Here is a 24,941-nt window from a genome sequence, read left to right as displayed (position 1 = left end):
AATGATATTCTCATCTGAACAGAACCTATGTGCCCAGGAGAGCTCATGACCGCGGATCCGACGCCTGAGGCCACTCCCGGCGGGCAGGTGACGATCGTGCTCGACCGCAAGAAGGTCTCGGTGGTGCGCAAGCCCGACGAGACGCTGCTGGAGAGCGCGCGGCGGGCAGGACTGTCCCCGCCGTTCTCCTGCGAAGCCGGCAACTGCGGCACCTGCATGGGCAAGGTGTTGGAGGGCCACGCCACGATGCGCGTCAACGACGCCCTCGAGGACGACGAGGTGGAAGAGGGATACATCCTGACCTGCCAAGCGACTCCGGACACCGATTCGATCAGCGTCACCTACGACGACTGAGTCGCCGCATCGCCGTGCTCGTCGACGGCGGGCGCCGGCCGGTACTCGGGTTGGTAGCCGTCGATCCGGATCGGGCTGCCGACCAACCGGAAATCGCCAGCGGTGACCACCATCTCGGGTGTGCGCTCCAGCGCTTCGGGCAGCGTGCGCACCGCGGCCACCGGAATGCCCAGCGGTCGCAGCCGCGTCTCCCAGTTGGCGGCGGTGTCGGTGGCCAGCGCCGAGGACACCACTTCGAGCACCGCGTCGCGCCGCGCCGCGCGCTCGGCCATGGTCGGGAAGCCCTCGATGCCGGCCTCGCCCGCGAACGCGCGCCAGAAGCCGTCGTGGGTGATGAACAGCGCCAGGTACCCGTCAGCCGTCGCAAACAGTTGCGCGGGAACGTAGTACGAGTGCGCGCCGTACGGATAGCGCAGCGGCGCGGCGCCGTCGTTGAGATACGCCGACGCCCGGTAGTTCAGCTGCGACAACATCACGTCTCGCAGGCACACGTCGACCTGCCCGCCCCGGCCGGAGACGATCTGCGCCAGCAACCCGAGCGCGGCGGCCAGACCGGTCGAGTTGTCGGCCGACGAGTATCCGGGCAGCGTGGGCGGCCCGTCGGGATGGCCGGTCATCGCGGCGACCCCGGTCGCGGCCTGGATGACGTAGTCGAACGCCGGGTCGTCGCCGCCCTCGAGGCCGAAGCCGGTCATCGCCACACACACGATCCGCTCGTTGTACCGGCGCAGCGACTCGTAGGTCAGCCCGAGCTTCCTGATCGCCGACGGCTTCATGTTCACCAGCAGCGCATGGGAATCCGCGACGAGTTCGCCGAGTCGCTGCCGTCCGGCGTCCGAGCGCAGATCCAGGACGACGCTCTTCTTGTTGCGGTTCAGGCTCGCGAAGTAGCTGTCGCTGACCTGCCGGGAGATCTCGCCGCCCGGCGGTTCGACCTTGATGACCTCCGCGCCGAGGTCGGCCAGCAGCATCGTCGCGTACGGACCGGCCAGCATGACCCCGACCTCGATGATCCGGATGCCGGCCAGCGGGCCGGCGCTCACCGCACCTGCTTGGCCAGTTCGGCGATCACCTCGCGGGTCCGGTACTTCGACGCGACCAGTTCGTCGCGGTTGTCGCCGATCGGCAGCAGGCGGACCGACAGATCGGTGACACCGGCGTCGGCGAACCGCCGGAAGCGCCGCAGTATTGCTTCCTCGTCCCCGGCCGCGCACAGGTCACCGACGCTGCGGGCGTCGCCGCGGTCGAGCAGCCGCTGATAGTTCGGCGAGGTCTCGGCTTCGGCGAGGATGCGGTTGGCCCGCTCCTTGGCCGCCTCGATCTCCGAGTTCGCGCACAGGCACACCGGGATGCCCGCGACGATGCGCGGTGCGGGCCGGCCCGCCTCGGCGGCGGCCTTGTTGATCTTCGGGGCGATGTGCTCGCCGATCGCCTTCTCGTCGGCCATCCACAGCACCGTGCCGTCGGCGCGCTCACCGGCGATCTGCAGCATCACCGGGCCCAGCGCGGCCACCAGCACCGGCAGCGGGCTCTCCGCGCCGAGCACCGTGGGGTTGTGCACCGTGAAGCTGTCGTTCTCGACGTCGACGTCGCCGGGTCCGGCCAGCGCGGCGTTGAGCACCTCGAGGTAGTCGCGGGTGTAGGCCGCCGGTTTCTCGTAGGGGATGCCGAGCATGTCGCGCACGATCCAGTGGTGCGACGGACCGACACCGAGCGCGAGCCGGCCGCCGGCCATCGCGTGGACCGAGAGCGCCTGGCGCGCAAGAGCGATCGGGTGCTGCGCCTGCAGCGGGACCACTGCGGTGCCGAGCTCGATCTTCGAGGTGTGGGCGGCCATCACCGCGACCATCGTCAGACAGTCGAAATCGTTGGGCACCTGCGGCATCCACGCGGTGTCCATACCCGCCGATTCCGCCCACTCGATGTCGGACACCAGCTTGCTGACCTTGCGGGACATGTCGCCGCGCTCGGCCCCGATCATCACACCAAGGCGCATGTCACTTCATCCTCCGGCAGTTGCGCGCCGAGTGTGAATCCTCGGCGGGAAAAGCTCTGAAAAATCACCGACGTTTCACATTCGGCGACAATTTCATCTGTCCACCTGCGAACCGGCGGTCAGCTTGCGCACCTCGTCGACGAGGGTGTCCAGCGGCGTGCCCGTCGGGAACACCGCCGCGGCGCCCGCGGACAGCAGTTTGTCGACGTCGCCCTGCGGGATGGTGCCGCCGACGACGACGGCGATGTCACCGGCGTCGGCTTCCCGCAGCGCATCCACCGTGCGCGCGGTCAACGCCACATGCGCGCCGGACAGGATCGAAAGACCCACCAGCGCAACATCTTCCTGCAGTGCAATCGACACGATGTCCTCGATACGCTGCCGGATCCCGGTGTAGATCACCTCGAAACCGGCATCGCGCAGCGTCCGCGCGACGATCTTGGCGCCGCGGTCATGACCGTCGAGACCGGGTTTGGCGACCAGTACGCGGACCGGCTGAGTCACAGATCTGCTCCTTGTGTACGCGCCATCAGAACACCACCGGCTGCTGGAACTCGCCCCACACGGCCTTGAGCGTCGACACCATCTCGCCCACCGTGCAGTATGCATTGGCGCAGTCGACGAGCTTGTGCATCAGGTTGTCATCACCTTCGGCGGCCTTGGCCAGCGCCGCCAGCGCCTCCTTGACCGCGACGCCGTCGCGCTCGGCCTTGACCTTCGCCAGCCGCTTGAGCTGTTTGTCGCGCCCTTCGGCGTCGAGTTCGTAGGTGGCCAGGTCCGGCGGCGGCTCGTCGACGACGAACTTGTTCACCCCGACCACGGGCCGGGCTCCGGACTCCACTTCCTGGTGGATCTTGAACGCCTCGTCGGCGATCAGCCCCTGCAGGTACCCGTCCTCGATACAGCGGACCATGCCGCCGTGGGTCTCGAGATCAGCCATGATCTCGACGATCTTCTCCTCGGTCGCGTCGGTCAGCGCCTCGACGAAGTAGGACCCGCCGAGCGGATCGGCGACCTTGGTGACCCCGGTCTCGTAGGCCAGGATCTGCTGGGTGCGCAGCGCCAGCGTGGCCGACTCCTCGCTGGGCAGGGCGAACGGCTCGTCCCACGCCGCGGTGAACATCGACTGCACCCCGCCCAGGACCGCGGCCATCGCCTCGTAGGCAACCCGGACCAGGTTGTTCTGCGCCTGCGGTGCGTAGAGCGACGCCCCGCCTGCCACACAGCCGAAGCGGAACATCGACGCCTTGTCGGTGGTGGCGCCGTAGCGCTCCCGCACGATCGTCGCCCAGCGCCGACGGCCCGCGCGGTACTTCGCGATCTCCTCGAAGAAGTCGCCGTGGGTGTAGAAGAAGAACGAGATCTGGGGCGCGAACTTGTCGATCGTCATCCGGCCGCGCTCGACCACGGTGTCGCAGTAGGTGACGCCGTCGGCGAGAGTGAACGCCATCTCCTGGACCGCGTTGGCGCCGGCGTCGCGGAAGTGGGCGCCGGCCACCGAGATCGCGTTGAACTTGGGCACCTCGGCCGCGCAGAACTCGATGGTGTCGGCGATCAGCCGCAGCGACGGCTCCGGCGGCCAGATCCACGTGCCTCGGGAGGCGTACTCCTTGAGGATGTCGTTCTGGATGGTGCCGGTCAGTTTTTCGCGCGGCACGCCCTTCTTCTCGGCGGCCGCGACGTAGAACGCGAGCAGGATCGCCGCGGTGCCGTTGATGGTGAAGCTGGTGCTGATCTTGTCGAGTGGGATCGAGTCGAACAGGATCTCGGCGTCGGCCAGGGTGTCGACGGCGACGCCGACGCGGCCGACCTCTTCGCCGTACTCCTCGTCATCGGAGTCGTACCCGCACTGGGTCGGCAGGTCCAGCGCCACCGACAACCCGGTGCCGCCCTGATCGAGCAGGTAGCGGTAGCGCCGGTTGGACTCCTCGGGGGTGCCGAAGCCGGAATACTGGCGAAAAGTCCAGGTCTTACCCCGGTACCCGGACGCGAAGTTGCCCCGGGTGAACGGGTACGTGCCCGGAGGTGGGGGATCACCCGCGCGGTCCGCCGGCCCGTAGACCGGCTCGAGCGGGATCCCCGACGGGGTCTGCACTGGCTCGCTCATCCCCGATAACGTACTTGCAGAAAATGAGAATGCCAATACCGCAGGCCGGAAACGTGCACTGGAGAGCGGTTGCCGCTTCTCGGGAGAGGCCGGCGAAGGGCCGGTACACAGCGATTATGGCACTTGCTTAAAATGAGAACGTCAATACCGACCGGGGTGCCGGGTCGGCTAGCATCGAGTGACGCCGGTCGCATGTCAAAGGAGTTCAATGTCCGCCTTCACTGACCGCACGCTCGTCGTTTCGGGCGGCAGCCGCGGTATCGGCCTGGCGATCGCGCTCGCCGCGGCCAGGCGCGGCGCGAACATCGTGTTGCTGGCCAAGACCGCCGAACCGCATCCCAGGCTGCCCGGCACCGTCCACACCGCCGTCGCGGAGGTGGAGGAGGCCGGCGGCAAGGGTGTCGCGGTCGTCGGCGACGTGCGCCGCGAAGAGGACGTGCAGCGGGCGATCGACGCGGCCGTGGAGCACTTCGGCGGCGTCGACATCGTGATCAACAACGCCAGCGCCATCGCCACCGAGCCGACCGAGGAACTGTCGGCCAAGAAGTTCGACCTGATGATGGACATCAACGTGCGCGGCACGTTCCTGCTGACCAAGGCGGCCCTGCCGCACCTGCGCCGGTCCGCCGACGCGCACGTCATCACGCTGGCTCCGCCGCTCAACATGAGCCCGCACTGGCTGGGCGCGCACCCCGCCTACACGCTGTCCAAATACGGTATGACGCTGCTGTCGCTGGGCTGGGCTGCCGAATATGCCGACGCCGGAATCGGATTCAGCTGCCTGTGGCCGCAGACCTACATTGCGACCGCAGCGGTGGCCAACGCCCCGGGCTTCTCCGACGCGATCGAACGGTCCCGCGACCCGCAGATCATGGGTGACGCGGCGGCGCTGATCCTGTCCCGGCCCGCGGCCGACGTCAACGGAAGGTGCTTCATCGACGCCGAGCTGCTCGCCGAGTCCGGCGTCACCGACCTGTCCCGTTACGGCGGTGGGGACGACCCCATCCTTGATATTTTCGTCGACAAATCATGAGCATCGCGCTGTTGCTCGAGATGGCCTCGAGCAACCCGGACCGCACCGCCGTGGTGTCAGGCGAATTACGGCTGACCACAGGCGAGTTGAGCGCGCTCGCGGACGGCGGTGCCGGTGTCATCGCCGCGTCGGGCGCGTCGCACGTCGCCTACGTCGGCATGGGCGGGGCGATGCTGCCGCTGCTGCTGTTCTCCTCGGCGCGCGCCGCGGTTCCGGTGACCCCGCTGAACTACCGGCTGTCCGCCGACGGTCTGCGTGAACTCATCGACCGGCTTACCCAGCCGCTGGTGGTCGCCGACGACGAATATCGCGCGATGGTCGAGGGTGCGGGCAAGCAGGTCATCGGTTCCGACGAGTTCCTCGCCGCCGCGCACACCGCCGAACCGGCCGCAGAGTTCGCCGACCCCGAGGACGTCGGGGTGGTGCTGTTCACCTCCGGGACCACATCGCGCCCCAAAGCCGTTGAGCTGACCCACAACAACCTCACCAGCTATATCACCGGCACGGTCGAGTTCGACTCCGCAGAACCCGGCGACGCGGCGCTGATCTGTGTGCCGCCGTACCACATCGCCGGGGTCAGCGCGGCGCTGTCGAACCTCTACGCCGGCCGCAAGATGGTGTACCTGCCGCAGTTCGACGCCGCGGAGTGGATCCGGTTGGTGCGCGACGAAGGCGTCACGTCGGCGACCGTCGTACCCACCATGCTGGACCGGATCGTCACGACGTTGGAGACCCAAGGCACCGCACTGCCGACGCTGCGCAGCCTGGCCTACGGCGGCTCGAAGGTGCCGCTTCCCCTGGTGCGCAAGGCCCTCGACCTGTTGCCCGACGTCGGCTTCGTCAACGCCTACGGCCTGACCGAGACCAGTTCGACGATCGCGGTGCTCGGCCCCGACGACCACCGCGAGGCGCTCGCCTCCGCCGAGGACGCGGTGCTGCGTCGGCTGGGTTCGGTCGGCCAACCGGTGCCGGGCATCGAGGTACAGATCCGCGACGAGAACGGCAACGTCCTCGGACCGGGCGAAACCGGCGAACTCTACGTGCGCGGTGAGCAGGTGTCCGGCCGCTACGCCGAGATCGGTTCCGTGCTCGACGCCGAGGGCTGGTTCCCCACCAAGGACGTCGCGATGGTCGACGAAGGCGGCTACCTGTTCATCGGCGGCCGATCCGACGACACGATCATCCGCGGCGGGGAGAACATCGCACCCGCGGAGATCGAGGAGGTGCTCGTCGAGCATCCCGCGGTGCACGACTGCGCGGTGTTCGGCGCCGAGGACCCGCAGTGGGGCCAGATCATCGTCGCCGTGGTGGTCCCCGCCGACGGCGCGTCCCCGGATCCCGACGAGCTGCGTGAGTACGTGCGCGGCCAGCTACGCGGATCCCGCACCCCCGACCGGGTGGTCTTCCGCGACGAATTACCCACCAGCCCGACCGGCAAGGTGTTGCGGCGCGAACTGGTCGACGAATTCACCGCTGCCAAATCCTAAGGAGCACAACATGGTCAAAAACGGCACCCGGCTGCAGAGCCAGGTCTGCGACACGCAGGTCATCGTCGTCCGCGCGTCGGACAGCCTCGACGACCTGCGCGCCGGCGGCGTCCCGATGATCCCGCTGGACGCGGAGAAGTCCGCGGACGCCCAACTGGATCCCGCGTTCTCCGACGGCACCGCGATGGGCAAGCGCTACGTCGACGAGGGCGGCGCGGAGGTGCTGGTGACCAAGGCGGGCGCCGGCACGTTGAGCGTGGGCGACACTCCCCTGGCCCTCAAGGAAGCCAAGCCGCTGCCCGCGAGCGACTGATACCGTCCACTGCGTGAGGCCACGCCGCCTGCTGCTCCGGTACGCGGCGGGCCTCGCGTTCGCCTATGTGCTGACCGCAGGCGAGGTCATCGTGATCGTCGCCTCGCTGGCGGGTAAAAGCGTGCTCACGGTCGGCAACGTGGTGACCGCGGCGACGCTGCTGGCGGTCGGTACCGCGATCGTCGCGGCGAGCGCGGTCGCGATCCTGCTCCCCTCGTTGCGTTTCCTGGCCGCGGGCCGACGGCCCACCCCCGCCGAACGCCAAGCGACCCTGAACATCATGCGGCGCCAGTCCGCGGCCACCGTGGCGCCGTGGCTGCTCACCGCCGCGGTGCTGGTTCCACTGAACCTCGACGCGCGACCCACCACGCTGGCCGTGATCGGATCGGCCATGCTGTTCGGCGCGATCGCCACGGTGTGCACCGGGTTCCTGTTCACGCTGCGCACGCTGCGACCCGTGTTGACCAGTGTGGCACCGGATCCCAGCACGCCGCGGCTGACAGCACCCGGGGTGCGGGCCCGGCTGCTGCTGATGTGGCTGGTGTGCACCGCGTTGCCGGGGCTGGCGATCGCGACGCTGCTGGTGATGCGCAACCGCGGCTGGCTCACCGAACAGACCGGCGCCATCGAGCTGGCGCTACTGGTGCTGGCCCTGGTGGCGGTCGTGCTGGGTCTGCGCGCGATGATCCTGGTCTCGATGTCGATCTCGGACCCGCTGCAGGATGTCGTGCAGGCGATGGCCGAGGTGGAGCGCGGGCACATCGACCGGTCCGTCGACGTCTACGAGTGGTCCGAGATCGGCCGCCTGCAGCGCGGATTCAACAGCATGGTGGCCGGGCTGCGGGAGCGCGACCGGCTACGTGATCTGTTCGGCCGCCACGTCGGCGAGGAGGTGGTGCGCCGCGCCGTCGAGGAGAACGAGTCACTGTCCGGCGACGAGCGCGACGTCGCCGTGCTGTTCATCGACCTGGTCGGCTCGACGCGGCTGGCCGTCACGCACGAGCCGGTGGAGATCGCCGAACTGCTCAACGAGTTCTTCCGCATCGTCGTCGCCGCGGTCGACGAGCGGCACGGGCTGATCAACAAGTTTCAGGGTGATGCCGCGCTGGCGGTCTTCGGGGCGCCGCTTCGGCTCGACGACCCGACCGGCGCCGCGCTGGCCACCGCCCGTGTGCTGGTCGCCGAGTTGCAGCGCCTGGGCGTCGACTTCGGCATCGGGGTGTCGGCCGGGCCGGTGTTCGCGGGCAACATCGGCGCCGAGAACCGCTATGAGTACACCGTTGTCGGTGACCCGGTCAACGAGGCGGCGCGGCTGGCGGACCGCGCCAAGGAGTTCGGCGCCCGCGCGCTGTGCTCGGGTGCCGCGCTGGTCCGCGCCACCGACGCCGAAGCGGCCCGCTGGGCGGCGCAGGGTTCGGAGATCCTGCGGGGCCGCGACACTGTGACCGAGATCTTCGCCCCGGGCCCGCCCCGACCGGGTTAAAGACGACGCCGATCGGGGAACAGGCGGGTATGACTGTGCGCAGCCCGGAGACCCGGGTGATCCGGACCGCGGTCGGCGGCGCGGCGATCGGCAACACCGTCGAATGGTTCGACTTCGCGATCTACGGATTTCTGGCCACCTACATCGCCGATAAATTCTTCCCGCCCGGCGACGAGACCGCAGCGCTGCTCAACACATTCGCGATCTTCGCCGCCGCGTTCTTCATGCGCCCCCTCGGCGGGTTCTTCTTCGGCCCATTGGCCGACCGGATCGGCCGCCAGCGGGTACTGGCGCTGGTGATCCTGCTGATGTCGGCGTCGACGCTGGCGATCGGTCTGGTGCCCAGCTACGAATCGATCGGCGTGGCGGCGCCGCTGCTTCTGCTTCTGCTGCGGTGTTTACAGGGCTTCTCCGCCGGCGGCGAGTACGGCAGCGGTGCATGCTTTCTCGCCGAGTACGCCAACGACAGGAACCGCGGGTTCATCGTCTCGTTCCTGGTGTGGTCGGTGGTCGTCGGATTCCTGCTCGGCTCGCTGACTGTCACCGGACTGGAGACCGTGCTCAGCGAGTCCGCGATGAATTCCTACGGCTGGCGGATCCCGTTCCTGATCGCCGGCGCCCTCGGCGTGGTGGGTCTCTACATCCGGTTGCGCCTGGCCGACACGCCGGAGTTCGAGCGGCTGCGCGAGGAAGGCGAGGTGTCGTCGACGCCGCTGCGCGACGCGGTCACCACGTCGTGGCGCCCCATCCTGCAGATCATCGGGCTCGTGGTGATCCACAACGTCGGCTTCTACCTCGTGTTCACCTATCTGCCAAGCTATTTCACCGAAACACTGAACTTCACCAAGATCGACGCGTTCATCTCGATCACGGTCGCCTGCCTGGTCGCGATGATCCTGATCCCGCCCCTGGGTGCGCTGTCGGACCGGATCGGCCGCAAGCCGCTGCTGTACGCGGGTGCGATCGGGTTCGCCGTCGGCTCCTATCCGCTGTTCCTGCTGCTCAATTCGGGGTCGCTGGCCGCGGCGGTGACCGCGCATGCGGCGCTGGCGGCGATCGAGTCGGTGTTCGTGTCGGCGTCCCTGGCCGCCGGTGCCGAACTGTTCGCCACCCGGGTGCGCTCGAGCGGCTACTCCATCGGCTACAACCTGTCGGTCGCGGTCTTCGGCGGGACCGCACCGTATGTGGCGACGTGGCTGGTCGACCGGACCGGAAACCAGATCGCGCCGGCGTTCTACGTCATCGCAGCCGCGGTGCTCACGTTCGCCACGCTGCTGACGATGCGCGAGACCGCCGGTAAACCACTGGAAGCCACCGTTCGCACATAACGCACATCCATTCATCCGGCGGCCGTTATCAGGCACACTCTCAGGCATGCCGACGGTCTCATCACGGTCGCCGATGCGGGTGGCCCTGGCCAGCTTCATCGGAACGACGGTCGAGTTCTACGACTTCCTGATCTACGGCACCGCCGCAGCACTGGTGTTCCCGAAGCTGTTCTTCCCCGCGGTGTCGCCGGCGACGGGACTGCTGTTGTCGTTTGCGACCTTCGGTGTCGGCTTCGTGGCGCGGCCGCTCGGCGGCGTCGTGTTCGGCCACTTCGGCGACCGCGTCGGACGCAAGAAGATGCTCGTCTACTCGCTGCTCATCATGGGCGGTGCGACGGTGCTGATGGGGCTGTTGCCGACGTACGCGCAGATCGGGCTGGCGGCGCCGGTTCTGTTGACGCTCTTGCGTCTTGCCCAGGGCTTCGCGGTCGGCGGCGAGTGGGGCGGCGCCACGCTGATGGCCGTCGAGCACGCCTCGGCACACCGTAAGGGCCTCTACGGCGCCTTTCCTCAGATGGGGGCGCCGGCGGGAACGGCGTGCGCGACGCTGGCGTTCTGGGCGGTGTCGCAGCTGTCCGACGATCAGTTCCTGAGCTGGGGCTGGCGGGTGCCGTTCCTCGCCAGCGCGGTGCTCATCGTCATCGGGTTGGCCATCCGGTTGTCGGTGTCGGAGAGCCCGGACTTCGCCGCGCTGCGTCAGCGGGAACGGTTGGTGCGGATGCCGATCGCTCAGGCCTTCCGAAAGCATTGGCGCCAGATCCTTCTCGTCGCGGGCGCCTACCTCTCGCAGGGGGTGTTCGCCTATATCTGTGTGGCCTATCTGGTGTCTTACGGGACGACCGTCGCCGGCATCGACCGCACCCAGGCGCTGTTCGGGGTCGCGGTCGCGGCCGTGGTCGCGGTGATCACCTATCCGCTGTTCGGCGCCCTGTCCGACCGCGTCGGCCGCAAACCGGTGTTTCTCGCCGGTGTGATCCTGATGGGTCTGTCGGTGTGGCCGGTGTTCGCGCTGATCAACACCGGCAGCGCTGCACTATTCGCGGTCGCGCTGCTGTTGGTGTTCGGTTTGGCGATGGCCCCGGCCGCGGGGGTGACAGGCTCGCTGTTCAGCCTGGCGTTCGATCCCGATGTCCGCTACAGCGGGGTGTCGATCGGTTACACCCTGTCACAGGTCGTGGGCTCGGCGTTCGCTCCCACGATCGCCACAGCGTTGTATGCGGCGACGAAGACCAGCAACTCGATCGTGGCGTACCTCGTTGCAGTGTCGGTGATCTCGGCGGTGTCGGCGTGTTTCCTACCGGGTGGGTGGTCGAGGGCGACCACGGATCAGCCGGGCGAACTCGACGCTCGAGCGGCGGACCGACTCGAGTTCCAGTGACACCAGCAGGGTGTCGACCATGGCGAAGGGCAGGGTGGTCGCCACCGCCCCCCGGCCGTACTCGAGATGCCAGGAGCCCGGGTGGATGGTCAACCCGCGGGCCTGTCCCTTCGGCAGGCAGGTGCGCTCGCCGGGCCGCAGCGTCGTCGCGGTGAGATCGTCGGATTCCAGGTCGTAGGAGTCGATCTGGGGCCATCAGGAACTTGTGGATCTCCACGCGCTTGTAACGTCCCGAGAATCCCTGCGTGCCGGTGGGAGATCCGAAGATGACGATGTACTCGCGCGGGCTGAAGTACAGGAACCGCACCTTGCCGAGGATGCCGCCGGCCTTGCTGCCGACCCACCGACCGGTCGTCGGCGCGATCAGATCCGGGTAGGCCTGCGCGAGCAGTTCTACCGCACGGGTGACCAACTCGCCGCTGTCTACCGAGGTGTTGTCGAGCGGGGCACCGACGGCCCGGCGCGCGACGTCGTGCAGGACATCGGGGTCGATCCGGTAGGCCATCAGCCGAACTCGATCGGCAGGCTGACGGGTCCGCTCATCCCCAGCAGGGGCCGCCAGGGCACCGGCCCGACGACGCGCGGGTCCGGGACCCGTCGCGCCAGGATCGTGAGCGCCTCGGCGAGTTCGCGCCGCGCCAGGTTGGCGCCGAGACAGTAGTGCGCTCCCCCGCCGAAGGTCAGGATTGGCGGCGGCTCGTCCCGGGTGATGTCGAACCGGGCGGGGTCGTCGTAGATGGCCGGATCCCGGTTCGCGGCGAAGGTGTTGACGAGGATGAAGGTTCCGGCGGGGAACGTGTGGCCACCGATCGTGACGTCGTCGAGGGCGCTGCGCACCGTGCTGCACATCGACGGTGAGTGACGCATGGTCTCCTCGACGGCCGGCATGGCGAGTTCGGGTCTCTCCCGCAGCAGCGCCCATTGCTCGGGGTGGTCACACAGCACCTGCATCGACGCGGCGAGCTGGCTGCGGGTGGTGTCGGTCCCGGCGATCAGCACGCTGAACGCCAGCATCCGCAGTTCGGCCGCGTCGAGGCGGTCCCCGTCGTCCTCGGCGCGGATCAGCTCGGAAAGCAAGTCGTCGGTGAGGTTCTCGCGTCGGTGCGCGATCATCTCGTCGATGTAGGCGTCGAATTCACCCCAGGCGCGCAGAATGACGGGCTCCTCGGCGGCCAGGTCGCAGTCGAAGCTGACGATCTTGAAGATGTCCTCGGCCCACCGCGAGAAGCGTTGCCAGTCTTCGCGCGGTGCGCCGAGCAGCGCGCAGATCACCGGAATCGGGTACGGCCTGGCGATCGCCTCGACGAACTCACAGCTGCCCTGCCCTTCGATGCGGTCGACGAGTTCGTTGACCACGGTGTGGATGGTGGGATCCATCCGCGCGGTCCCACGCGGTGTGAAGGCGCGTGACACCAGCCCGCGCAGCCGCCGGTGCTCGTCGCCCTCCATGTTGAGGATGCTGCGGGTGACCCTGTCCCACAACGGGCCCGACGTGATGCCGTGTGCCGACAGATGGATTCCCGGCGGGATGCCGAAGCGGGGATCCCGCAGAACGGCCCTGGCCAGCTCATAGGACAGCACCTCGGGTCCGATCGGTCCGAGCGCGACCGGCGCCTGCTGCTGAGCCGAACGGAACTCGGGATAGATCTGTTGCGGTGTCGCGGTGAGGTCGTAGGTCAGCGTCGGCAGATCGGCCTCGAAGACGCTGAGCGTGGCCGCGGTCATGACACGTTGGTGGCGAGGAAGGTCAACGGGAGCCCGAGCACCGACAGGTCGATCTCCTCGAGGTAGGACCCCTCACCGGAGAAGCCCTGCCGGAATCTCGTTGTCGACCCGTGACGCCCGGCGACGGCTTCGGCGGCAGCGGCGTCCGGCACCCGGACCACGACGGTGTAGACGCCGTCGCCGTTGCGGTCGAGGAATGCGTTGACCTTCACCGCCACCGACGCGGTCGATCCGGGCACCGGGCTGATCAACTCGATGCCGCGGTCCCAGTCCAGATGAACCCGCACACCGAGTTCGGTCAGTTCGGCCTCCTCGAGCGCGAACCCGAGCTCGGTGAACAACGCGGCCGCCTCGGTGCGACGTTCCGGCGCCACCGCGAACACGACGTGGTGCAACCGCGGCTGCGGACCGGCTGTCATCTGCGCACCAGCCCGCGCGGTCGGATCAGGCCCAGGTCCAGATGGGTCAACCAGCCCGGCTCCGCGTCGCAGACATCCGGGATGGCGTTGATCGCGCCCATCGCCGTCCAGGTGTATCCGGGGTGGGTCATGGTGCCGTCGGCGGCTACCCGCCCGTGCATGGTCAGCTCGGTCGGCGGATCACCCTCGATGACGATGCGGTACCGGGTCCGGCCCCAGTCCCACGGTGGGTCGAGCTCGTCGGGTCCGCCGGTCAGGTAGATGGCGTGGTACACGATCAGCGGGGCGCCACCCACCATCGCGGTCCACGTATGGTGTTGTGCGGCCACGGTTCCGCGCGGGATGGCGCCCTCGTCGTGCGGGATGTCGCGGGTGGCTGTCGCGGCCTCGAGGCCGGCGGTCACCTCGTCGATGGTCACGCCCAGACCGTCGGCGACCATGTGCATCGACTGCGCGAAGAACGGGACCCCGAGCCCGAGGATCGTCGGCTCCGAGAGGAACTTGTCCCTGTCCTTTCCGAATCCCATCCAGTCGATGTGGTCCATCGGCGCGTCGGTGAGAACGTTGACGACCTCCCACACCTCGACGCGGTCGACGCGGGAGGCGACGCGGGCGAGCGTGAGCGGCAGGATGTCACCGGCGTAGCCAGGGTGGATACCGCCCGCGTGAAACGACGTTCCGCCCTCGGCGCACGCGGCGCGGATCAGTTCACCGCCGTCGCGGAAATGCTCTGTCGGATGGAAGAATCCGCTGGTGGTGACGACGTTCTTGCCCGAGCGCAGCAGCCGGCACACGGTGTCGACGTCCATGATCACCGGGGTGTAGAAGACGCAGTCGGCGTCGAGCGCGATGACCGCTTCGGCGTCGTCGGTGGCGATGACCCCCGTCGGTCCGATTCCGGCGATCTCCCCCGCGTCCCTGCCGACCTTGTCGGGGCTGTGCACCAGCACGGCGGCAAGTTCGTAGACCGGGTTTTCGGCGAAATGCCGTACACCGACCCGGCCGACGTCGCCGGTCATCCACTGGATCACCCGGTACTTCCGTTCAGACATTGAGCACTCCTCTCGGGAGCAGCAGCGGCAGATCGGTGTAGGTCGCGATGCCCGGTGGCGCTGCGACGACGGCGGGTATCGCGGTGATCGCGGGCATGGCGGTGATGGTCAGCCCGAGCATGATGAAGTCGTCGAGCGTCTCGCCGACGAAATCCGCCGGGGGTTCGAAGCTCAGCGTGCTCTTGATGGTGGGCCGTCCCTCGACGGTGACGGTGTACCCGAACTCGGTGGACCAGACCGGCTCCAGGCTCTGGCCTTTGGTCCACACCCCGCGGATCTCGATGATCTCGCGACCGGCCGCGATGCCCGTCCACCGCACATCGATTCCGGCGACGCACCCGGCCTCGATCGTCCAGTCGCCGGGCAGCGCGAGATCTTGCGTGGCCTGCGCGTACCGGGCCTCGCAGCGGATGTCGTCGAGCTGCGCGCCGAGTGCGTGCGCGACCAGTTCTACGGCCTCCCGGAAGATCCGCGAGCCGTGCTCGGTGACCGCGACAAGCTCCGGGTGGTCGATGGGATAGCCGAAGCCCATGGGGATTTCGGTCTCCGGGGAGTTGTAGATGGTGGTGTCGAACGATTCGACGATGCGGATGCGGTCGACGCGGTCGGAGATGCCTGCGGTGACGACCGCGAACAGCTGGATGAAGCCCGGGTTGATGCCGCTGCCGAAGATCGTCGCGTTCCCGCTCCGACACGCCTCGGTGATGCGGTCACGGCCGTCACCGAGCCCGGTTCCGGTGATGAACTCCGAGGTGGTCACGACGTTGACGCCGGCCGCCAGGATCCGACAGAGTTCGTCGACGTCGGCGAACATCGGGTTGTAGACCACGCAGTCGGGGCGCAGGGCCAGCAGGGCGTCGAGGTCATGGGTGGCGGTCACGCCCAGCGATGCGATACCGCACAGTTCGCCGACGTCGACCCCGACCTTGTCCGCCGACCATGCGTAGCATCCGACGAGTTCCAGTTCCTGGTTGCGGGTGATGGCGTGCACCGACTTCGTCCCGACGTTGCCGGTCGTCCACTGCACCACCCGGTAGGTCATGCCGCCGACCGCTGCCCGGGCCGGAATACCACGGGGATCGACCGGTAACCCCGCGTCACCGACGAGCCGTGGAACACCGCTTCGGCGTCGGGTGCCAGCGTGTAGTCCGGCATCCGCTCGAGCACCTGTTCCAGGCCGATCTGGAATTCCAGCCGGGCGAGGTTCGAGCCCAGGCAGCGGTGGACCCCGGCGCCGAACCCGAGGTGACGGTTCTCGCGGCGGTCCAGCAGGCACTTGTCGGGGTCGGCGAAGACGGCGGGATCACGGTTGGCCGCAGCGTAGTTCACCAGGACCGACTCGCCCGGACAGAAGGACTGCCCGCTCATCTCGACCTGTTCGGTGACCGTTCGGGGAATGCCGTGGATCGACCCGGCGAACCGAATGAACTCCTCGACTGCACGCGGCAGCAGGTCGGGTTGGGCGATCAGCCGGTCCCGCTCCTGCGGGTTAGCTCCCAGGTGGTGGAACGCGAACGACATCGCGTTGGCCGTGGTCTCGAGCCCGGCCTGTACCAGTAGCATCGCGTTGGAGACCACGTCCTGCAGCGGAAGCCGCTGTCCGTCGATCTCCGCGGTGAGCAGGACGTCGATCATGTCGTCGCGGGCGGGCTGCGACATCCGCGCGGTGACCGCATCGTGGATGTGTTGGTAGAGCCCGCCCCAGGCGCCCATCCTGGCTTCCTCGGTCTCCCCGTTGAGCGCCGTGTCGGTCAAGTCGATACACAGCGGGACATCGTCGGTGGGCATCCCGAGCAGATACTTGAAGAACACGATGCCGGGCTGACGCCAGGCCACCTGGGCCAGGTCACCGCGTCCGGCCTGCACGAAATCGTCGATCAGCCGGTCGGTTTCGGCCCTGATCTGTGGTTGCAGCGCCTTCATCCGCGCCGGCGAGAAGTACGGGTTGAGCACCTTGCGAAACTTCTGCTGCCGCGGCGGATCCAGCGTGATGACCAGATCACCGGCGAGTTGTTCGGCTCCTTCGGGTGTCGGGTTGCTCGAGAAGTGCTGCCAGTCCTGCAGGATCCGGTAGCACTCGTCGTACCGCACCGCCACCCACGCGCCGCCGGCTGTCGCGGAGAGGAATGGGTGGTCGGTGTGGGCGAACGCCGACCTCTGCCGCATCACGTCGTAGACCTCGTAGAGGAAGTCGTTGTCGTTGAAATCCTCGTGCCGAAGATCCCAGTTGTCCGCGTGTTCGGCCGCCGAGCTCACCGAGCCGAATCCTCTTGCTGCTGAGCGGCCTTGCGGGCTTCGCTCTCTTCGTGAATCCGCACGAGTTCGCGGAACCCGATCCGGTCGTACTTCGGCACCGGCTGGATCCCCCACTCGTCGCGTGCGGTGTCCTTGCCTTCGGCGCCCTCCGGGGGACCCAGCGGCGGATACGGAACCTTGCACTCGAGCGTGTCGTCGGAGTAGCGGACCTTGAGCAGGCCGCTGCAGATCTCGGTCAGGCTCAAGGTCGGGTACCCGTACCACACCGCCATGAACGGCAACGTGAACGCGCCTTCGATGACGAGTGCGATCAGGCACACCAGCACTGCGCGCTTGATGTACTTGTGCATCCGCGCGTAGTACGGCGTGGTGCCCGCGGGAAGGTCCGCGGCGGGGTCTTTCTCATCGGTGGCCGATGAGCCCGCAGGTGGTGTCATGACGTGCTCCTTTTGCTCAGTCCGAGAAGATTTCGCGGTTGACCGTGTGCAGGTACGGGATCGCGAGGAACGGGGTTATGTAGAAGATGTCGTAGAGCCACCACCCGATGACCGGGAACAGCACACCGGCGTACCGGGCGTCGGCGTACATCGTCATGTTGAACACGTACGCGCACCAGATCACCACGCCCATCCAGCAGGTGATGATCATCCACTGGTGGCCCCAGCGTTTCATCTGCAGGAAGCCGATCGCCGCGGCGCAGCGCATAGCGAACACGGTCAGGATCAGGCCCGCGACGTACGCCTTCTCACCCGGCACCGCGGAACCGCCGACCCACGGCTCGTTGTAGTGCCAGAAGTAGGCGGCGTCGAACATGTGGCCCCACCCGATCATCAGCACCCGGTTGATCAGGGTGTGGTTGGCCACCAGGTCCAGCGCCCAGCCGAGGCTGTTGAGCATGCCGTCGATCAGCACCAGATAGCCGATGAGCGTGACGATCATCGGCCGCACCGACAGCCCGGCGCGCGCGGCCTGCCGTTGCAGCCAGACACCGCGCATGAAGATCGGGAAGCCGATCAGCCCGGGCGCCCACATGCCCATCAGCGCGGCGCCGATGATCATCCACTTGTCGGCCCGGCGTTGGGCGAGGCGGGATTCTTCGTGATGGTCTTCGAGGCTGACCGACGGGGCCGCACCGACGCTCACAGCGACCACCATCCGCGTTCGAACGACATGTAGAGCTGAATTCCGAACATCGCCAGTAGATAGCCGTAGATGACGATCTGCAGGATGATCAGCGCTTTCTTGCGCTGCTTTTCTTTCGGGTCCACGCGGGACGCTCCTTTCTAACGCGCTGAGTTCGGGGTGTCGGCGGGGGCCAGGCTGGCGACCGCCACTTCGCGCAGGCCGTCGGTGACCGCGCCGTCGCTGGACAACGGCGCCAGGATGCAGGCCTCGGCGGCGTCGAGTTCGGAGGCGCCCGCGGCGACCAGGTGCGCGGCGGTGACCAGCACCCGCGTTGACGGCGGCTCGAAGTGGAATGCCTCGTCGGCCGTGCGGATTGCGGTGGCGCACGCGACCAGTCGCCGCGCCACCGCCGGGTCGACAGCGGCCTCGGCGACGATCACCTCGGCCTCGCGGTCCGGCGGCAGGTAGGCCATCGGCAGCGTGACGAACCGTTGCCGGAACGACGGTTTGAGTTCCTTGAGCGAGCTGCGGTAGGCGGGGTTGTACGAGCAGACCAGCATGAAGCTCTCCGGCGCCTGCACGACTTCACCCGCGCGGTCCAGATAGAGCGAGCGACGGTGGTCGGTCAGCGAGTGCAGGATCGCCAGCGAGTCGTGGCGGGCCTCCACCACCTCGTCCAGGTAGCAGATCGCGCCGGCCTTGACCGCGCGGGTCAGCGGCCCGTCGGTCCACACGACGTCCCCTCCGGTCACCATGAAGCGGCCGACGAGGTCGGAGCTGGTCAGGTCGTCGTGGCAGCTGATGGTCACGACCGGCCGGCGCAGCAGCACCCCCATGTGCTCGACGAGCCGGGTCTTTCCGCAACCGGTCGGGCCGGTCAGCATCACCGGCAGCCGCTGGCGGTAGGCCTGCTCGAACAGCTGGACCTCGTTGCCGTTCGAGTAGTAGGTGTCGGATGTCACGATGGCAGCAGCTCCTTGAATTCGGTGTCGGTCATGCGGCGACGAGCTCGCGGTGGACGTGGGCGAGGACCCGAGGCAAGTCCTCGATGCGCTTGATGCGCTGAGACCGCTTGGGCCCGAAGACCTCCGGCAGCGGGTCGACCCGGGTGGGGCCGACGCCGACGTAGTACATCGACACGCCCGCCTCGGCGGCCTCCTCGACGGCGTGGGCGGCGTCGGCCCACGCGTAGCGACCTTCGTAGCCTTCGTCGGAGATGAGGCCGTCACCGATGACGATGAGCAACCGACGCTCGGACGGCTGGGCGAGGAGCCGGCTGGTCAGGTGCCGCAGCGGGGCACCGAGGCGGGTGTATCCGCCGGCCGACAGACCGAGCCGACTGGGCGGCACGAAGCGGCGATCGGCGAAATCTTTGAGGCAGTTGACCTCGACGCGGTGGCGGGTGTTGCCGGTGAACACGAAGATGCCGTGTCGTTCCCGCGCGTGGGTCATCGCGCGCGACAGGGCGTCCGCGCAGGCCAGTTCGAGTTTGAAGATCGTCCCGCCGTGCACACCCAGAGACGAGCTACCGTCTAGCAGAAGCGCGGTCGTGACGTCGCGGTTGCTGGGCAGCAGTTCCCGGAAGATCCGCGGTTCGATCGCCTCGCCGGTCGTCAGATCGATGTAGTGGCTGACGTACTGCTCGACGTCGAGATCGGAGCCGTCCTCGAGACGGTTCTTCATGGCGCGGTGGGTGTATTCGGAGAACCATCTGCGCAGATCGGCAGACGCCGCGTCGGGGCGTTGATCCCGGCTGGGGTGGGGGCGTTCCAGCACCGCGACGTGGTCGGGCATGAAGCTCTTGGTCCACTGGTTCCACTCGGGATACGGGATACCGGGCCGATGTTCGGGTGTGACGTCGAGGTCGTTGTCCTGGGGGCGGCTCGGTGGCGGCAGGTTCGGGTTGCGCACCCCGCCGTCCCCACCGACCGGCACCGAGTACGGGCGCGGCAGCCTCTTCTGCGTTGTGGTCCAAGGCATTCTGCCGAACGTGCGTCGCATCTTGTCCGACAGGCCCTGCGGGACGGTGTAGGCCAGTGGGAGCCTGCCGAGCAGGGCCGGCACGATCAGGGGGTCATTACCGCGCGCCATCGTGATCGCCCGGTCGAGCATGTCCTCGGCGCTCATGTCGGCCGGAAGCGGGGTCAGATCCGGCACCACCCGCTGCGTTTCGCTCAGCAGCCCCGGCCAGTTGTCCGCGATCCAGCCGAGCGCGACAGCCGCCTCGACGAGGGTCAGCGCTCGAAGTTCACGCGTGGCGAGTTCGTTGAGCCGATAGCCGACCAGGCGCTCCTTTGAAGGCGAGCATTGCAGCGCGACACCGCATGTCAGTGTCCGGCGGGTCCAGTCCCGGGCCAGGGACGGGTAAGGGACCTGGACATAGTCCAGTGCACCGCTCAGGCTGAACTGGCGGTGTTCGCCGGTGACCAGGCGAACGCCTTCGCGCCGCTGGCCGCTCAGCGCGAAAGCGGTGACCGCGCAGCTACGTTCGATCGCCAGCGCGTGCGCATCCGGGAGCTCGGTCATCGTGACCCTAGAACGTGCCGAGGCTGGAGAACATCCAATACCAGAACCAGATGACGAGCGCCGCCCCGCCCCAGGCACCTACGTAGCGCAGAATCTCCCAGATCCAGGCCCACATCGAGTACTCCTTCGTCGTCGTGTCGTTGTCTGTGCGATCCGCTCACCGCACCTCCAGCCCGTAGACGGCAGACGACACCAGCTTGGTGAGCATCGTGTCGCGGGTGGCGGGGTTTTCGGTCGTGGTGAGCACCCCGTAGATGCCGAGCAGGAAGAACGTGGCACTGTAGAAGGCGTCGACCTCGGGATGGACTTCGCCGTCGCCGCACGCTCGTTCGATCTCGGCTACCAGAAGCACGATCACCGGGTGGTCGGTCCACTCGTCCTTGTGCGGGCGGGACGGCGAGAAGTGCAGCGCCAGAATTTCTTTGAATAGAACTGACCCGAACCGCTGCTCCAGGCCGGTGACCAGGTCGACGAGCCCGGTCAGGGTGGTCGCCAGGTCGTGCCGTTGACGCAGGAAGCCGGCGAACTCGTCGGCGATCCGCGCCTCTTCGCGGCGTTCGAGTTCGGCGAGCACGTGTTCCTTGCTGGGGAAGTGGAAGAAGAAGGTTCCGTGCGCGACGCCCGCGGCCGTCGCGATCGTGTTGACGTCGGCGCCGGCCATTCCGGAGCGCTTGAACTCGGCGATCGCCGCGCCGAGGATGCGCTCCCGGGTCTGGAGTCGGCGCGCTTGGCGCGTCGACGGGTTGGCCTGTGCGGTCATGGTCCGCCCTTTGTAACGCAGCTACTGACTGAAGTCAATGAGTTCAGTCAGTAGAACTGCGTTCAATCCGAGAAGATCTCGCGATTGACCGAGTGCAGGTACGGAATCGCCAGGAACGGCGTGATGTAGAAGATGTCGTAGATCCACCACCCGACCACGGGCAGGATCACCCCGGCGTAGCGGACGTCGGCGTACATGGTCATGTTGAACACGTAGACGCACCAGATCACCACGCCCATCCAGCAGGTGATGATCATCCACTGGTGGCCCCACCGCTTCATCTGCAAAAAGCCGATGCCCGCGGCGATCCGCATGCAGAACACGGTGAGGATCAGGCCGACTTCGAGCGCCTTCTCCCCCGGGCCGGCCGCTCCACCGAGCCACAGTTCGTTGTAGTGCCAGAAGTATCCGGCGTCGAACATTGCGCCCCAGCCGTTCAACAACACTCGGGCCAGGATCGTATGGTGGGCCACGAGATCGAGCGCCCAACCGAACACGTTGATCGCGGCGTCGACGATGACGCAGTAGCCGAGCAGCGTCACCAGCATCGGCCGGACGCTGAGCCCCTCCCGGTGCGCTTGGCGCAGGATCCACACCCCGCGCAGGAACAGCGGCAGACCGAAGATGCCCAGCGCCGCGGTACCGATCAGCACGCTGCCCGAGATCAGCCACTTGTCGGCCTGCCGTTGCACCTGGCGCGAACGTTCCATGTGGTCATCGAGACCGCTTCCGGCCGCGATGTTCGCCGACATGGCCACTGGTCACCTCCTGTTCAGCCCAGGGGTGAGCTTTTCAGCCAGACTGACTGCAGTCAACTATTCAGTGCGCTTCGATCCCGCGCAGGGTCCGGGTCACGTAGTCGTCGAGCATCGATTTCTGGGTGGGCCACTCGTGGGTGGTCGTCAACAGTGCATACAGTCCGAGCAGGAAGAACACCGCGCTGTTGGTCGGGTTGACGTCGGCCTGCACCCGACCGGCCTGCTGGGCACGCTCGATCTCCTGGGCGACCCGGACGATGACCGGGTGCTCGTTGCTCTCATCGGCGGGCCGGGTCTGAGAGAAGTGCAGCGCGAGAAAGTCTTTGAACAACACCGCACCGAGGCGGCGCTCCAGACCCAGCACCAGTCGCACAGCCTCTTGGAGGATTTCTGACAGGTTGCGCTCGGCGTCGGCGTAGCGGCCGAGTTGTTTGGCGATGCGCTCTTCTTCACGCCGTTCGAGTTCGATCAGCACGTGCTGTTTGGTCGGAAAATGGAAGAAGAACGTGCCGTGCGCGACCCCGGCGGCGGCGACGATGGCGCCGACGTCGGCCTCGGCCATCCCGGATCGCTTGAACTCGGCAATGGCGGACCCCATCAGGCGCTCCCTCGTCTGCAGGCGTTTAGCTTCACGCGCTGAGGGTTTGTCGACCACTGCCATGCCCCGACGATAGCAACACACATCAGGTATTGACATGTGTGATTGACTTCAGTCAATTTTGTGGAGGAGTCGGGATGGCGCTGGAGCAGTTCAATCTCGCCGGGCAGGTGGCGATCGTCACCGGCGCGGGTAAAGGCGTCGGACAGGGGATCGCGCGGGTGCTCGCGGAGGCCGGTGCCACCGTGGTCGGAACCGCGCGCACCGAGTCGGACATCGTCGCGACGATCAAAGGCATCGAGGACGCCGGCGGTAGCGGCCTGGCCCTGGTCGCCGACGCAATGAGCCGACCCGACGGTGAGCGCGTGGTGAGCACCGCGATGGACCGATTCGGCCGGATCGACATCCTGATCAACAACGTCGGCGGTTCCACCTACGCACGGTTCCTCGACATCACCGACGACGACTTCCGGCTGACCTTCGACTGGTGTGTGACGTCGGCGTTCATCATGAGCCAGCTCTGCGCGCCACACATGCTGACGGCGGGGCACGGCTCGATCGTCAACATCTCCTCGGGCTCAGCGCGTTTCGGCATCCGGGCGTTGACGGCGTACTGCACTGCCAAGGGTGGGCTGGAGGCGTTGACCCGTGCCATGGCGCAGGAGCTGGCACCCAAGATCAGGGTCAACGCGATCGCGCTGGGCTCCTTCGCCACCGATGGCCTGCAGGGCAGCCTGGACATGATGCCGGGCTCGCTCGACAAGATGCTCGAGGCGACCCCGCTGCACCGCCTGGGCAGCGTCGAGGATCTCGGGCGGCTGTGCGTCTATCTGGCCACCCGCGACTGCTATGCGACGAACGCGATCTTCCACGTCGACGGCGGTATCGACTCGAACAACTCACCCCTGCCCATTCCCGACTACTGAGCGAAAGCAGAACCGAGATGCGCCGAGTAGTACAGTTTTCCACCGGTAACGTCGGCCAGCACTCGCTGCGGGCGCTGATCGGCCGACCCGACCTCGACCTCGTCGGAGTGCATGCCGCCAACCCCGACAAGATCGGCCGCGACGCCGCCGAACTCTGCGGTCTGGGCGAGCCGACCGGCGTCGTCGCCACAGACGACGTCGACGCGCTGATCGCGCTCCAACCGGACTGCGTGGTCTACACCGCGCTGGGCGAGACCCGGCCGATGGAGGCGATCGAGCAGATGGCGAAGTTCCTCGCCGCCGGGATCAACGTCGTCGGCACGTCGATGGTGTGGCTGGTGACGCCCCGACAGATCGACGACTGGCTGCGCGATCCGCTGGAAAAGGCCTGCGCGGCAGGCAATTCGTCGCTCTACGTCAATGGGATCGACCCGGGATACTCCGGGGACACCGCGGTGCTGGCCGCGCTGAGCCTGGTGGCTCGCGCGGAGTCGGTCACCGTGCAGGAGGTCTTCGACTACGGCAACTATGACGACTACGAGTACACGGGCACGGCAATGGGATTCGGCAACACCGCCGAAGACGAGACAGCGATGGCCTTCCAGCCCGGGGTCATCACCACGATGTTCGGCGGGCTGGTCCGCAACATCGCTCACCATCTCGGCGTCGAGCTCGACGACGTGACACAACGTTTCGAGCCGTGGTACACCGACCGGCGCATCGAGTGCAAGCTGATGACGGTCGAGCCGGGCGGCATGGCCGGGGTGCGCTTCGCGGCCGAAGGTGTGCGCGCCGGTGTCCCGCTGATCACCGTGGAGCACACCACGCGGCTCACCCCCGCGGCCGCGCCGGACTGGGAGTATCCGCCCGACAGCCACAGCGGCGTACACAAGGTCATCGTCGAGGGCGAACCCCGGGTCGAGATGAGCACGCTGCTGTCGCACCCGACGTTGGACGTCACCGAGGCGGGTTGCCTGTCCACCGCCGCGCGGGTGGTGAACGTCATCGACTGGGTGTGCGATGCGCCGCAGGGGATCATCGCCGTCGAGGACATCCCGCCGGCCGAGATGGTCCGCGGGCTGGTGTGGTGAGCAGCCTCGTGCCGCCCACCGTGCGCCAGGCGCGGTGGCTGATCGTCGGCGGCATCTTCGCCATCGTGCTCGGCGGGCTGCGCGGTCACACCTTCTTCACCCACGGCGGCCTCGTCTACCTGATGCTGAGCGTGGTGTTCGTCGGCATCGGGGTGGCGTCGATTCTGGCCTCGATACAGCGGATTCGGCTCGGCGATGCCCCGCGCGACGCCACCCGGGGCTGAAT

27 protein-coding genes and 1 pseudogene are annotated in these 24,941 nt (G+C 67.5%); 10 read left to right on the top strand and 18 right to left on the bottom strand.

The features are described 5' to 3' along the window. Positions 1–45: 45 nt before the first annotated feature. Entirely contained in the window at positions 46–354 is a 309-nt protein-coding gene (locus BHQ18_RS12725; protein WP_069413982.1) for a 2Fe-2S iron-sulfur cluster-binding protein, read from the top strand. Here the strand turns inward: BHQ18_RS12725 and BHQ18_RS12720 are convergent. From BHQ18_RS12720 to BHQ18_RS12705, 4 genes are all read right to left on the bottom strand, one after another. Next, positions 342–1,397: a CaiB/BaiF CoA transferase family protein gene (locus BHQ18_RS12720; RefSeq protein ID WP_069413981.1), complete on the bottom strand. Its 1,056-nt coding sequence runs from the start codon at positions 1,395–1,397 to the stop codon at positions 342–344. The genes BHQ18_RS12725 and BHQ18_RS12720 overlap by 13 nt on opposite strands. Then, positions 1,394–2,350, bottom strand: a complete 957-nt coding sequence (locus BHQ18_RS12715; protein ID WP_069413980.1) for an LLM class F420-dependent oxidoreductase — start codon at positions 2,348–2,350, stop codon at positions 1,394–1,396. Before BHQ18_RS12715 ends, BHQ18_RS12720 begins: the two co-directional genes overlap by 4 nt. Positions 2,351–2,443: 93 nt before the next feature. Beyond that, complete coding sequence (locus BHQ18_RS12710; RefSeq protein WP_069413979.1) at positions 2,444–2,854, bottom strand: cobalamin B12-binding domain-containing protein; 411 nt, start codon at positions 2,852–2,854, stop codon at positions 2,444–2,446. Positions 2,855–2,879: 25 nt separating this feature from the next. Continuing rightward, the gene (locus BHQ18_RS12705) at positions 2,880–4,457 is read right to left on the bottom strand and encodes a methylmalonyl-CoA mutase family protein (RefSeq protein WP_069413978.1); all 1,578 of its coding nucleotides are present in this window, start codon (positions 4,455–4,457) and stop codon (positions 2,880–2,882) included. 208 nt (positions 4,458–4,665) lie between these two features. Between BHQ18_RS12705 and BHQ18_RS12700 the strand changes: the two genes are divergently transcribed. The 6 genes from BHQ18_RS12700 to BHQ18_RS12675 are packed head-to-tail and all read left to right on the top strand — an operon-like array spanning position 4,666 to position 11,479. Further along, positions 4,666–5,490 carry an SDR family oxidoreductase gene (locus BHQ18_RS12700; RefSeq protein WP_069413977.1) on the top strand — a complete coding sequence of 275 codons (825 nt, stop codon included), beginning with the start codon at positions 4,666–4,668 and terminating at the stop codon, positions 5,488–5,490. After that, positions 5,487–6,977, top strand: a complete 1,491-nt coding sequence (locus BHQ18_RS12695; RefSeq protein WP_069413976.1) for a class I adenylate-forming enzyme family protein — start codon at positions 5,487–5,489, stop codon at positions 6,975–6,977. Before BHQ18_RS12700 ends, BHQ18_RS12695 begins: the two co-directional genes overlap by 4 nt. Before the next feature lie 10 nt (positions 6,978–6,987). Next, positions 6,988–7,290 carry a hypothetical protein gene (locus BHQ18_RS12690; RefSeq protein WP_069413975.1) on the top strand — a complete coding sequence of 101 codons (303 nt, stop codon included), beginning with the start codon at positions 6,988–6,990 and terminating at the stop codon, positions 7,288–7,290. 13 nt (positions 7,291–7,303) lie between these two features. Next, complete coding sequence (locus tag BHQ18_RS12685; protein ID WP_069413974.1) at positions 7,304–8,773, top strand: adenylate/guanylate cyclase domain-containing protein; 1,470 nt, start codon at positions 7,304–7,306, stop codon at positions 8,771–8,773. Between the two features lie 29 nt (positions 8,774–8,802). Continuing rightward, positions 8,803–10,101, top strand: a complete 1,299-nt coding sequence (locus BHQ18_RS12680; RefSeq protein ID WP_069413973.1) for an MFS transporter — start codon at positions 8,803–8,805, stop codon at positions 10,099–10,101. 46 nt (positions 10,102–10,147) lie between these two features. Then, the gene (locus BHQ18_RS12675) at positions 10,148–11,479 is read left to right on the top strand and encodes an MFS transporter (RefSeq protein ID WP_109789275.1); all 1,332 of its coding nucleotides are present in this window, start codon (positions 10,148–10,150) and stop codon (positions 11,477–11,479) included. On the opposite strand, the pseudogene BHQ18_RS29105 reads toward BHQ18_RS12675, so the two are convergent. The 14 genes and pseudogenes from BHQ18_RS29105 to BHQ18_RS12615 form a co-directional block, all read right to left on the bottom strand. Next, positions 11,396–11,984, bottom strand: a pseudogene (locus tag BHQ18_RS29105) (isomerase). The gene BHQ18_RS12675 and the pseudogene BHQ18_RS29105 overlap by 84 nt on opposite strands. Then, positions 11,984–13,204, bottom strand: coding sequence for a cytochrome P450 (locus BHQ18_RS12670; RefSeq protein ID WP_069413971.1), 1,221 nt, complete (start codon positions 13,202–13,204; stop codon positions 11,984–11,986). The pseudogene BHQ18_RS29105 and the gene BHQ18_RS12670 overlap by 1 nt, the downstream one beginning before the upstream one ends. Next, entirely contained in the window at positions 13,201–13,623 is a 423-nt protein-coding gene (locus tag BHQ18_RS12665) for a VOC family protein (protein WP_069413970.1), read from the bottom strand. Before BHQ18_RS12665 ends, BHQ18_RS12670 begins: the two co-directional genes overlap by 4 nt. After that, the gene (locus BHQ18_RS12660) at positions 13,620–14,675 is read right to left on the bottom strand and encodes an NAD(P)H-dependent amine dehydrogenase family protein (protein WP_069413969.1); all 1,056 of its coding nucleotides are present in this window, start codon (positions 14,673–14,675) and stop codon (positions 13,620–13,622) included. The genes BHQ18_RS12665 and BHQ18_RS12660 overlap by 4 nt, the downstream gene beginning before the upstream one ends. Beyond that, positions 14,668–15,717: an NAD(P)H-dependent amine dehydrogenase family protein gene (locus BHQ18_RS12655; RefSeq protein ID WP_069413968.1), complete on the bottom strand. Its 1,050-nt coding sequence runs from the start codon at positions 15,715–15,717 to the stop codon at positions 14,668–14,670. Before BHQ18_RS12655 ends, BHQ18_RS12660 begins: the two co-directional genes overlap by 8 nt. Then, on the bottom strand, positions 15,714–16,931 hold the full coding sequence (locus BHQ18_RS12650; protein ID WP_069413967.1) for a cytochrome P450: 1,218 nt from the start codon (positions 16,929–16,931) through the stop codon (positions 15,714–15,716). Before BHQ18_RS12650 ends, BHQ18_RS12655 begins: the two co-directional genes overlap by 4 nt. Continuing rightward, a complete protein-coding gene (locus BHQ18_RS12645) occupies positions 16,928–17,368 on the bottom strand; it encodes a hypothetical protein (protein WP_069413966.1) in 441 nt (146 codons plus the stop codon). Before BHQ18_RS12645 ends, BHQ18_RS12650 begins: the two co-directional genes overlap by 4 nt. Positions 17,369–17,384: 16 nt before the next feature. Next, the gene (locus BHQ18_RS12640) at positions 17,385–18,086 is read right to left on the bottom strand and encodes a hypothetical protein (RefSeq protein ID WP_069413965.1); all 702 of its coding nucleotides are present in this window, start codon (positions 18,084–18,086) and stop codon (positions 17,385–17,387) included. Beyond that, positions 18,071–18,199 (bottom strand): hypothetical protein, encoded by a 129-nt coding sequence (locus tag BHQ18_RS30755; RefSeq protein WP_264010335.1) that lies wholly within the window; start codon positions 18,197–18,199, stop codon positions 18,071–18,073. Before BHQ18_RS30755 ends, BHQ18_RS12640 begins: the two co-directional genes overlap by 16 nt. 15 nt (positions 18,200–18,214) lie before the next feature. Next, positions 18,215–19,018 (bottom strand): CbbQ/NirQ/NorQ/GpvN family protein, encoded by an 804-nt coding sequence (locus BHQ18_RS12635; RefSeq protein WP_069413964.1) that lies wholly within the window; start codon positions 19,016–19,018, stop codon positions 18,215–18,217. A gap of 31 nt (positions 19,019–19,049) precedes the next feature. After that, entirely contained in the window at positions 19,050–20,582 is a 1,533-nt protein-coding gene (locus tag BHQ18_RS12630) for a nitric oxide reductase activation protein NorD (protein WP_069413963.1), read from the bottom strand. A 157-nt stretch (positions 20,583–20,739) separates the two neighbouring features. After that, entirely contained in the window at positions 20,740–21,342 is a 603-nt protein-coding gene (locus BHQ18_RS12625; RefSeq protein WP_069413962.1) for a TetR/AcrR family transcriptional regulator, read from the bottom strand. Positions 21,343–21,404: 62 nt separating this feature from the next. Next, on the bottom strand, positions 21,405–22,052 hold the full coding sequence (locus tag BHQ18_RS12620; RefSeq protein WP_109789282.1) for a hypothetical protein: 648 nt from the start codon (positions 22,050–22,052) through the stop codon (positions 21,405–21,407). 109 nt (positions 22,053–22,161) lie between these two features. Continuing rightward, entirely contained in the window at positions 22,162–22,761 is a 600-nt protein-coding gene (locus tag BHQ18_RS12615) for a TetR family transcriptional regulator (protein WP_069413961.1), read from the bottom strand. Between the two features lie 74 nt (positions 22,762–22,835). Between BHQ18_RS12615 and BHQ18_RS12610 the strand changes: the two genes are divergently transcribed. Genes BHQ18_RS12610 through BHQ18_RS12600 form a run of 3 tightly spaced genes read left to right on the top strand, consistent with a single transcriptional unit; the run spans position 22,836 to position 24,939 of the window. After that, positions 22,836–23,624: an SDR family NAD(P)-dependent oxidoreductase gene (locus tag BHQ18_RS12610; RefSeq protein WP_069413960.1), complete on the top strand. Its 789-nt coding sequence runs from the start codon at positions 22,836–22,838 to the stop codon at positions 23,622–23,624. 17 nt (positions 23,625–23,641) lie between these two features. Then, positions 23,642–24,715 (top strand): NAD(P)H-dependent amine dehydrogenase family protein, encoded by a 1,074-nt coding sequence (locus BHQ18_RS12605; RefSeq protein WP_069413959.1) that lies wholly within the window; start codon positions 23,642–23,644, stop codon positions 24,713–24,715. Beyond that, the gene (locus BHQ18_RS12600; protein ID WP_131815682.1) at positions 24,712–24,939 is read left to right on the top strand and encodes a hypothetical protein; all 228 of its coding nucleotides are present in this window, start codon (positions 24,712–24,714) and stop codon (positions 24,937–24,939) included. The genes BHQ18_RS12605 and BHQ18_RS12600 overlap by 4 nt, the downstream gene beginning before the upstream one ends. The last annotated feature ends 2 nt before the right edge of the window (positions 24,940–24,941 follow it).

The sequence above is a fragment of the Mycolicibacterium flavescens genome (assembly GCF_001722335.1).
In the GTDB taxonomy this organism is placed as follows: domain Bacteria; phylum Actinomycetota; class Actinomycetes; order Mycobacteriales; family Mycobacteriaceae; genus Mycobacterium; species Mycobacterium flavescens.
This window is presented reverse-complemented; position numbering and strand designations above follow the sequence as displayed.

Excerpts from the sequence above, each read along its gene's own strand:
- BHQ18_RS12695 (WP_069413976.1), top strand. The coding sequence starts at position 5,487 with ATGAGCATCGCGCTGTTGCTCGAGATGGCCTCGAGCAACCCGGACCGC.
- BHQ18_RS12675 (WP_109789275.1), top strand. The coding sequence starts at position 10,148 with ATGCCGACGGTCTCATCACGGTCGCCGATGCGGGTGGCCCTGGCCAGC.
- BHQ18_RS12645 (WP_069413966.1), bottom strand. The coding sequence starts at position 17,368 with ATGACACCACCTGCGGGCTCATCGGCCACCGATGAGAAAGACCCCGCC.
- BHQ18_RS12670 (WP_069413971.1), bottom strand. The coding sequence starts at position 13,204 with ATGACCGCGGCCACGCTCAGCGTCTTCGAGGCCGATCTGCCGACGCTG.
- BHQ18_RS12680 (WP_069413973.1), top strand. The coding sequence starts at position 8,803 with ATGACTGTGCGCAGCCCGGAGACCCGGGTGATCCGGACCGCGGTCGGC.
- BHQ18_RS12610 (WP_069413960.1), top strand. The coding sequence starts at position 22,836 with ATGGCGCTGGAGCAGTTCAATCTCGCCGGGCAGGTGGCGATCGTCACC.
- BHQ18_RS12660 (WP_069413969.1), bottom strand. The coding sequence starts at position 14,675 with ATGTCTGAACGGAAGTACCGGGTGATCCAGTGGATGACCGGCGACGTC.
- BHQ18_RS12725 (WP_069413982.1), top strand. The coding sequence starts at position 46 with ATGACCGCGGATCCGACGCCTGAGGCCACTCCCGGCGGGCAGGTGACG.
- BHQ18_RS12605 (WP_069413959.1), top strand. The coding sequence starts at position 23,642 with ATGCGCCGAGTAGTACAGTTTTCCACCGGTAACGTCGGCCAGCACTCG.
- BHQ18_RS12665 (WP_069413970.1), bottom strand. The coding sequence starts at position 13,623 with ATGACAGCCGGTCCGCAGCCGCGGTTGCACCACGTCGTGTTCGCGGTG.
- BHQ18_RS12655 (WP_069413968.1), bottom strand. The coding sequence starts at position 15,717 with ATGACCTACCGGGTGGTGCAGTGGACGACCGGCAACGTCGGGACGAAG.
- BHQ18_RS12690 (WP_069413975.1), top strand. The coding sequence starts at position 6,988 with ATGGTCAAAAACGGCACCCGGCTGCAGAGCCAGGTCTGCGACACGCAG.
- BHQ18_RS12715 (WP_069413980.1), bottom strand. The coding sequence starts at position 2,350 with ATGCGCCTTGGTGTGATGATCGGGGCCGAGCGCGGCGACATGTCCCGC.
- BHQ18_RS12615 (WP_069413961.1), bottom strand. The coding sequence starts at position 22,761 with ATGGCAGTGGTCGACAAACCCTCAGCGCGTGAAGCTAAACGCCTGCAG.
- BHQ18_RS12700 (WP_069413977.1), top strand. The coding sequence starts at position 4,666 with ATGTCCGCCTTCACTGACCGCACGCTCGTCGTTTCGGGCGGCAGCCGC.
- BHQ18_RS12620 (WP_109789282.1), bottom strand. The coding sequence starts at position 22,052 with ATGGAACGTTCGCGCCAGGTGCAACGGCAGGCCGACAAGTGGCTGATC.
- BHQ18_RS12705 (WP_069413978.1), bottom strand. The coding sequence starts at position 4,457 with ATGAGCGAGCCAGTGCAGACCCCGTCGGGGATCCCGCTCGAGCCGGTC.
- BHQ18_RS12640 (WP_069413965.1), bottom strand. The coding sequence starts at position 18,086 with ATGGTGGTCGCTGTGAGCGTCGGTGCGGCCCCGTCGGTCAGCCTCGAA.
- BHQ18_RS12625 (WP_069413962.1), bottom strand. The coding sequence starts at position 21,342 with ATGACCGCACAGGCCAACCCGTCGACGCGCCAAGCGCGCCGACTCCAG.
- BHQ18_RS12630 (WP_069413963.1), bottom strand. The coding sequence starts at position 20,582 with ATGACCGAGCTCCCGGATGCGCACGCGCTGGCGATCGAACGTAGCTGC.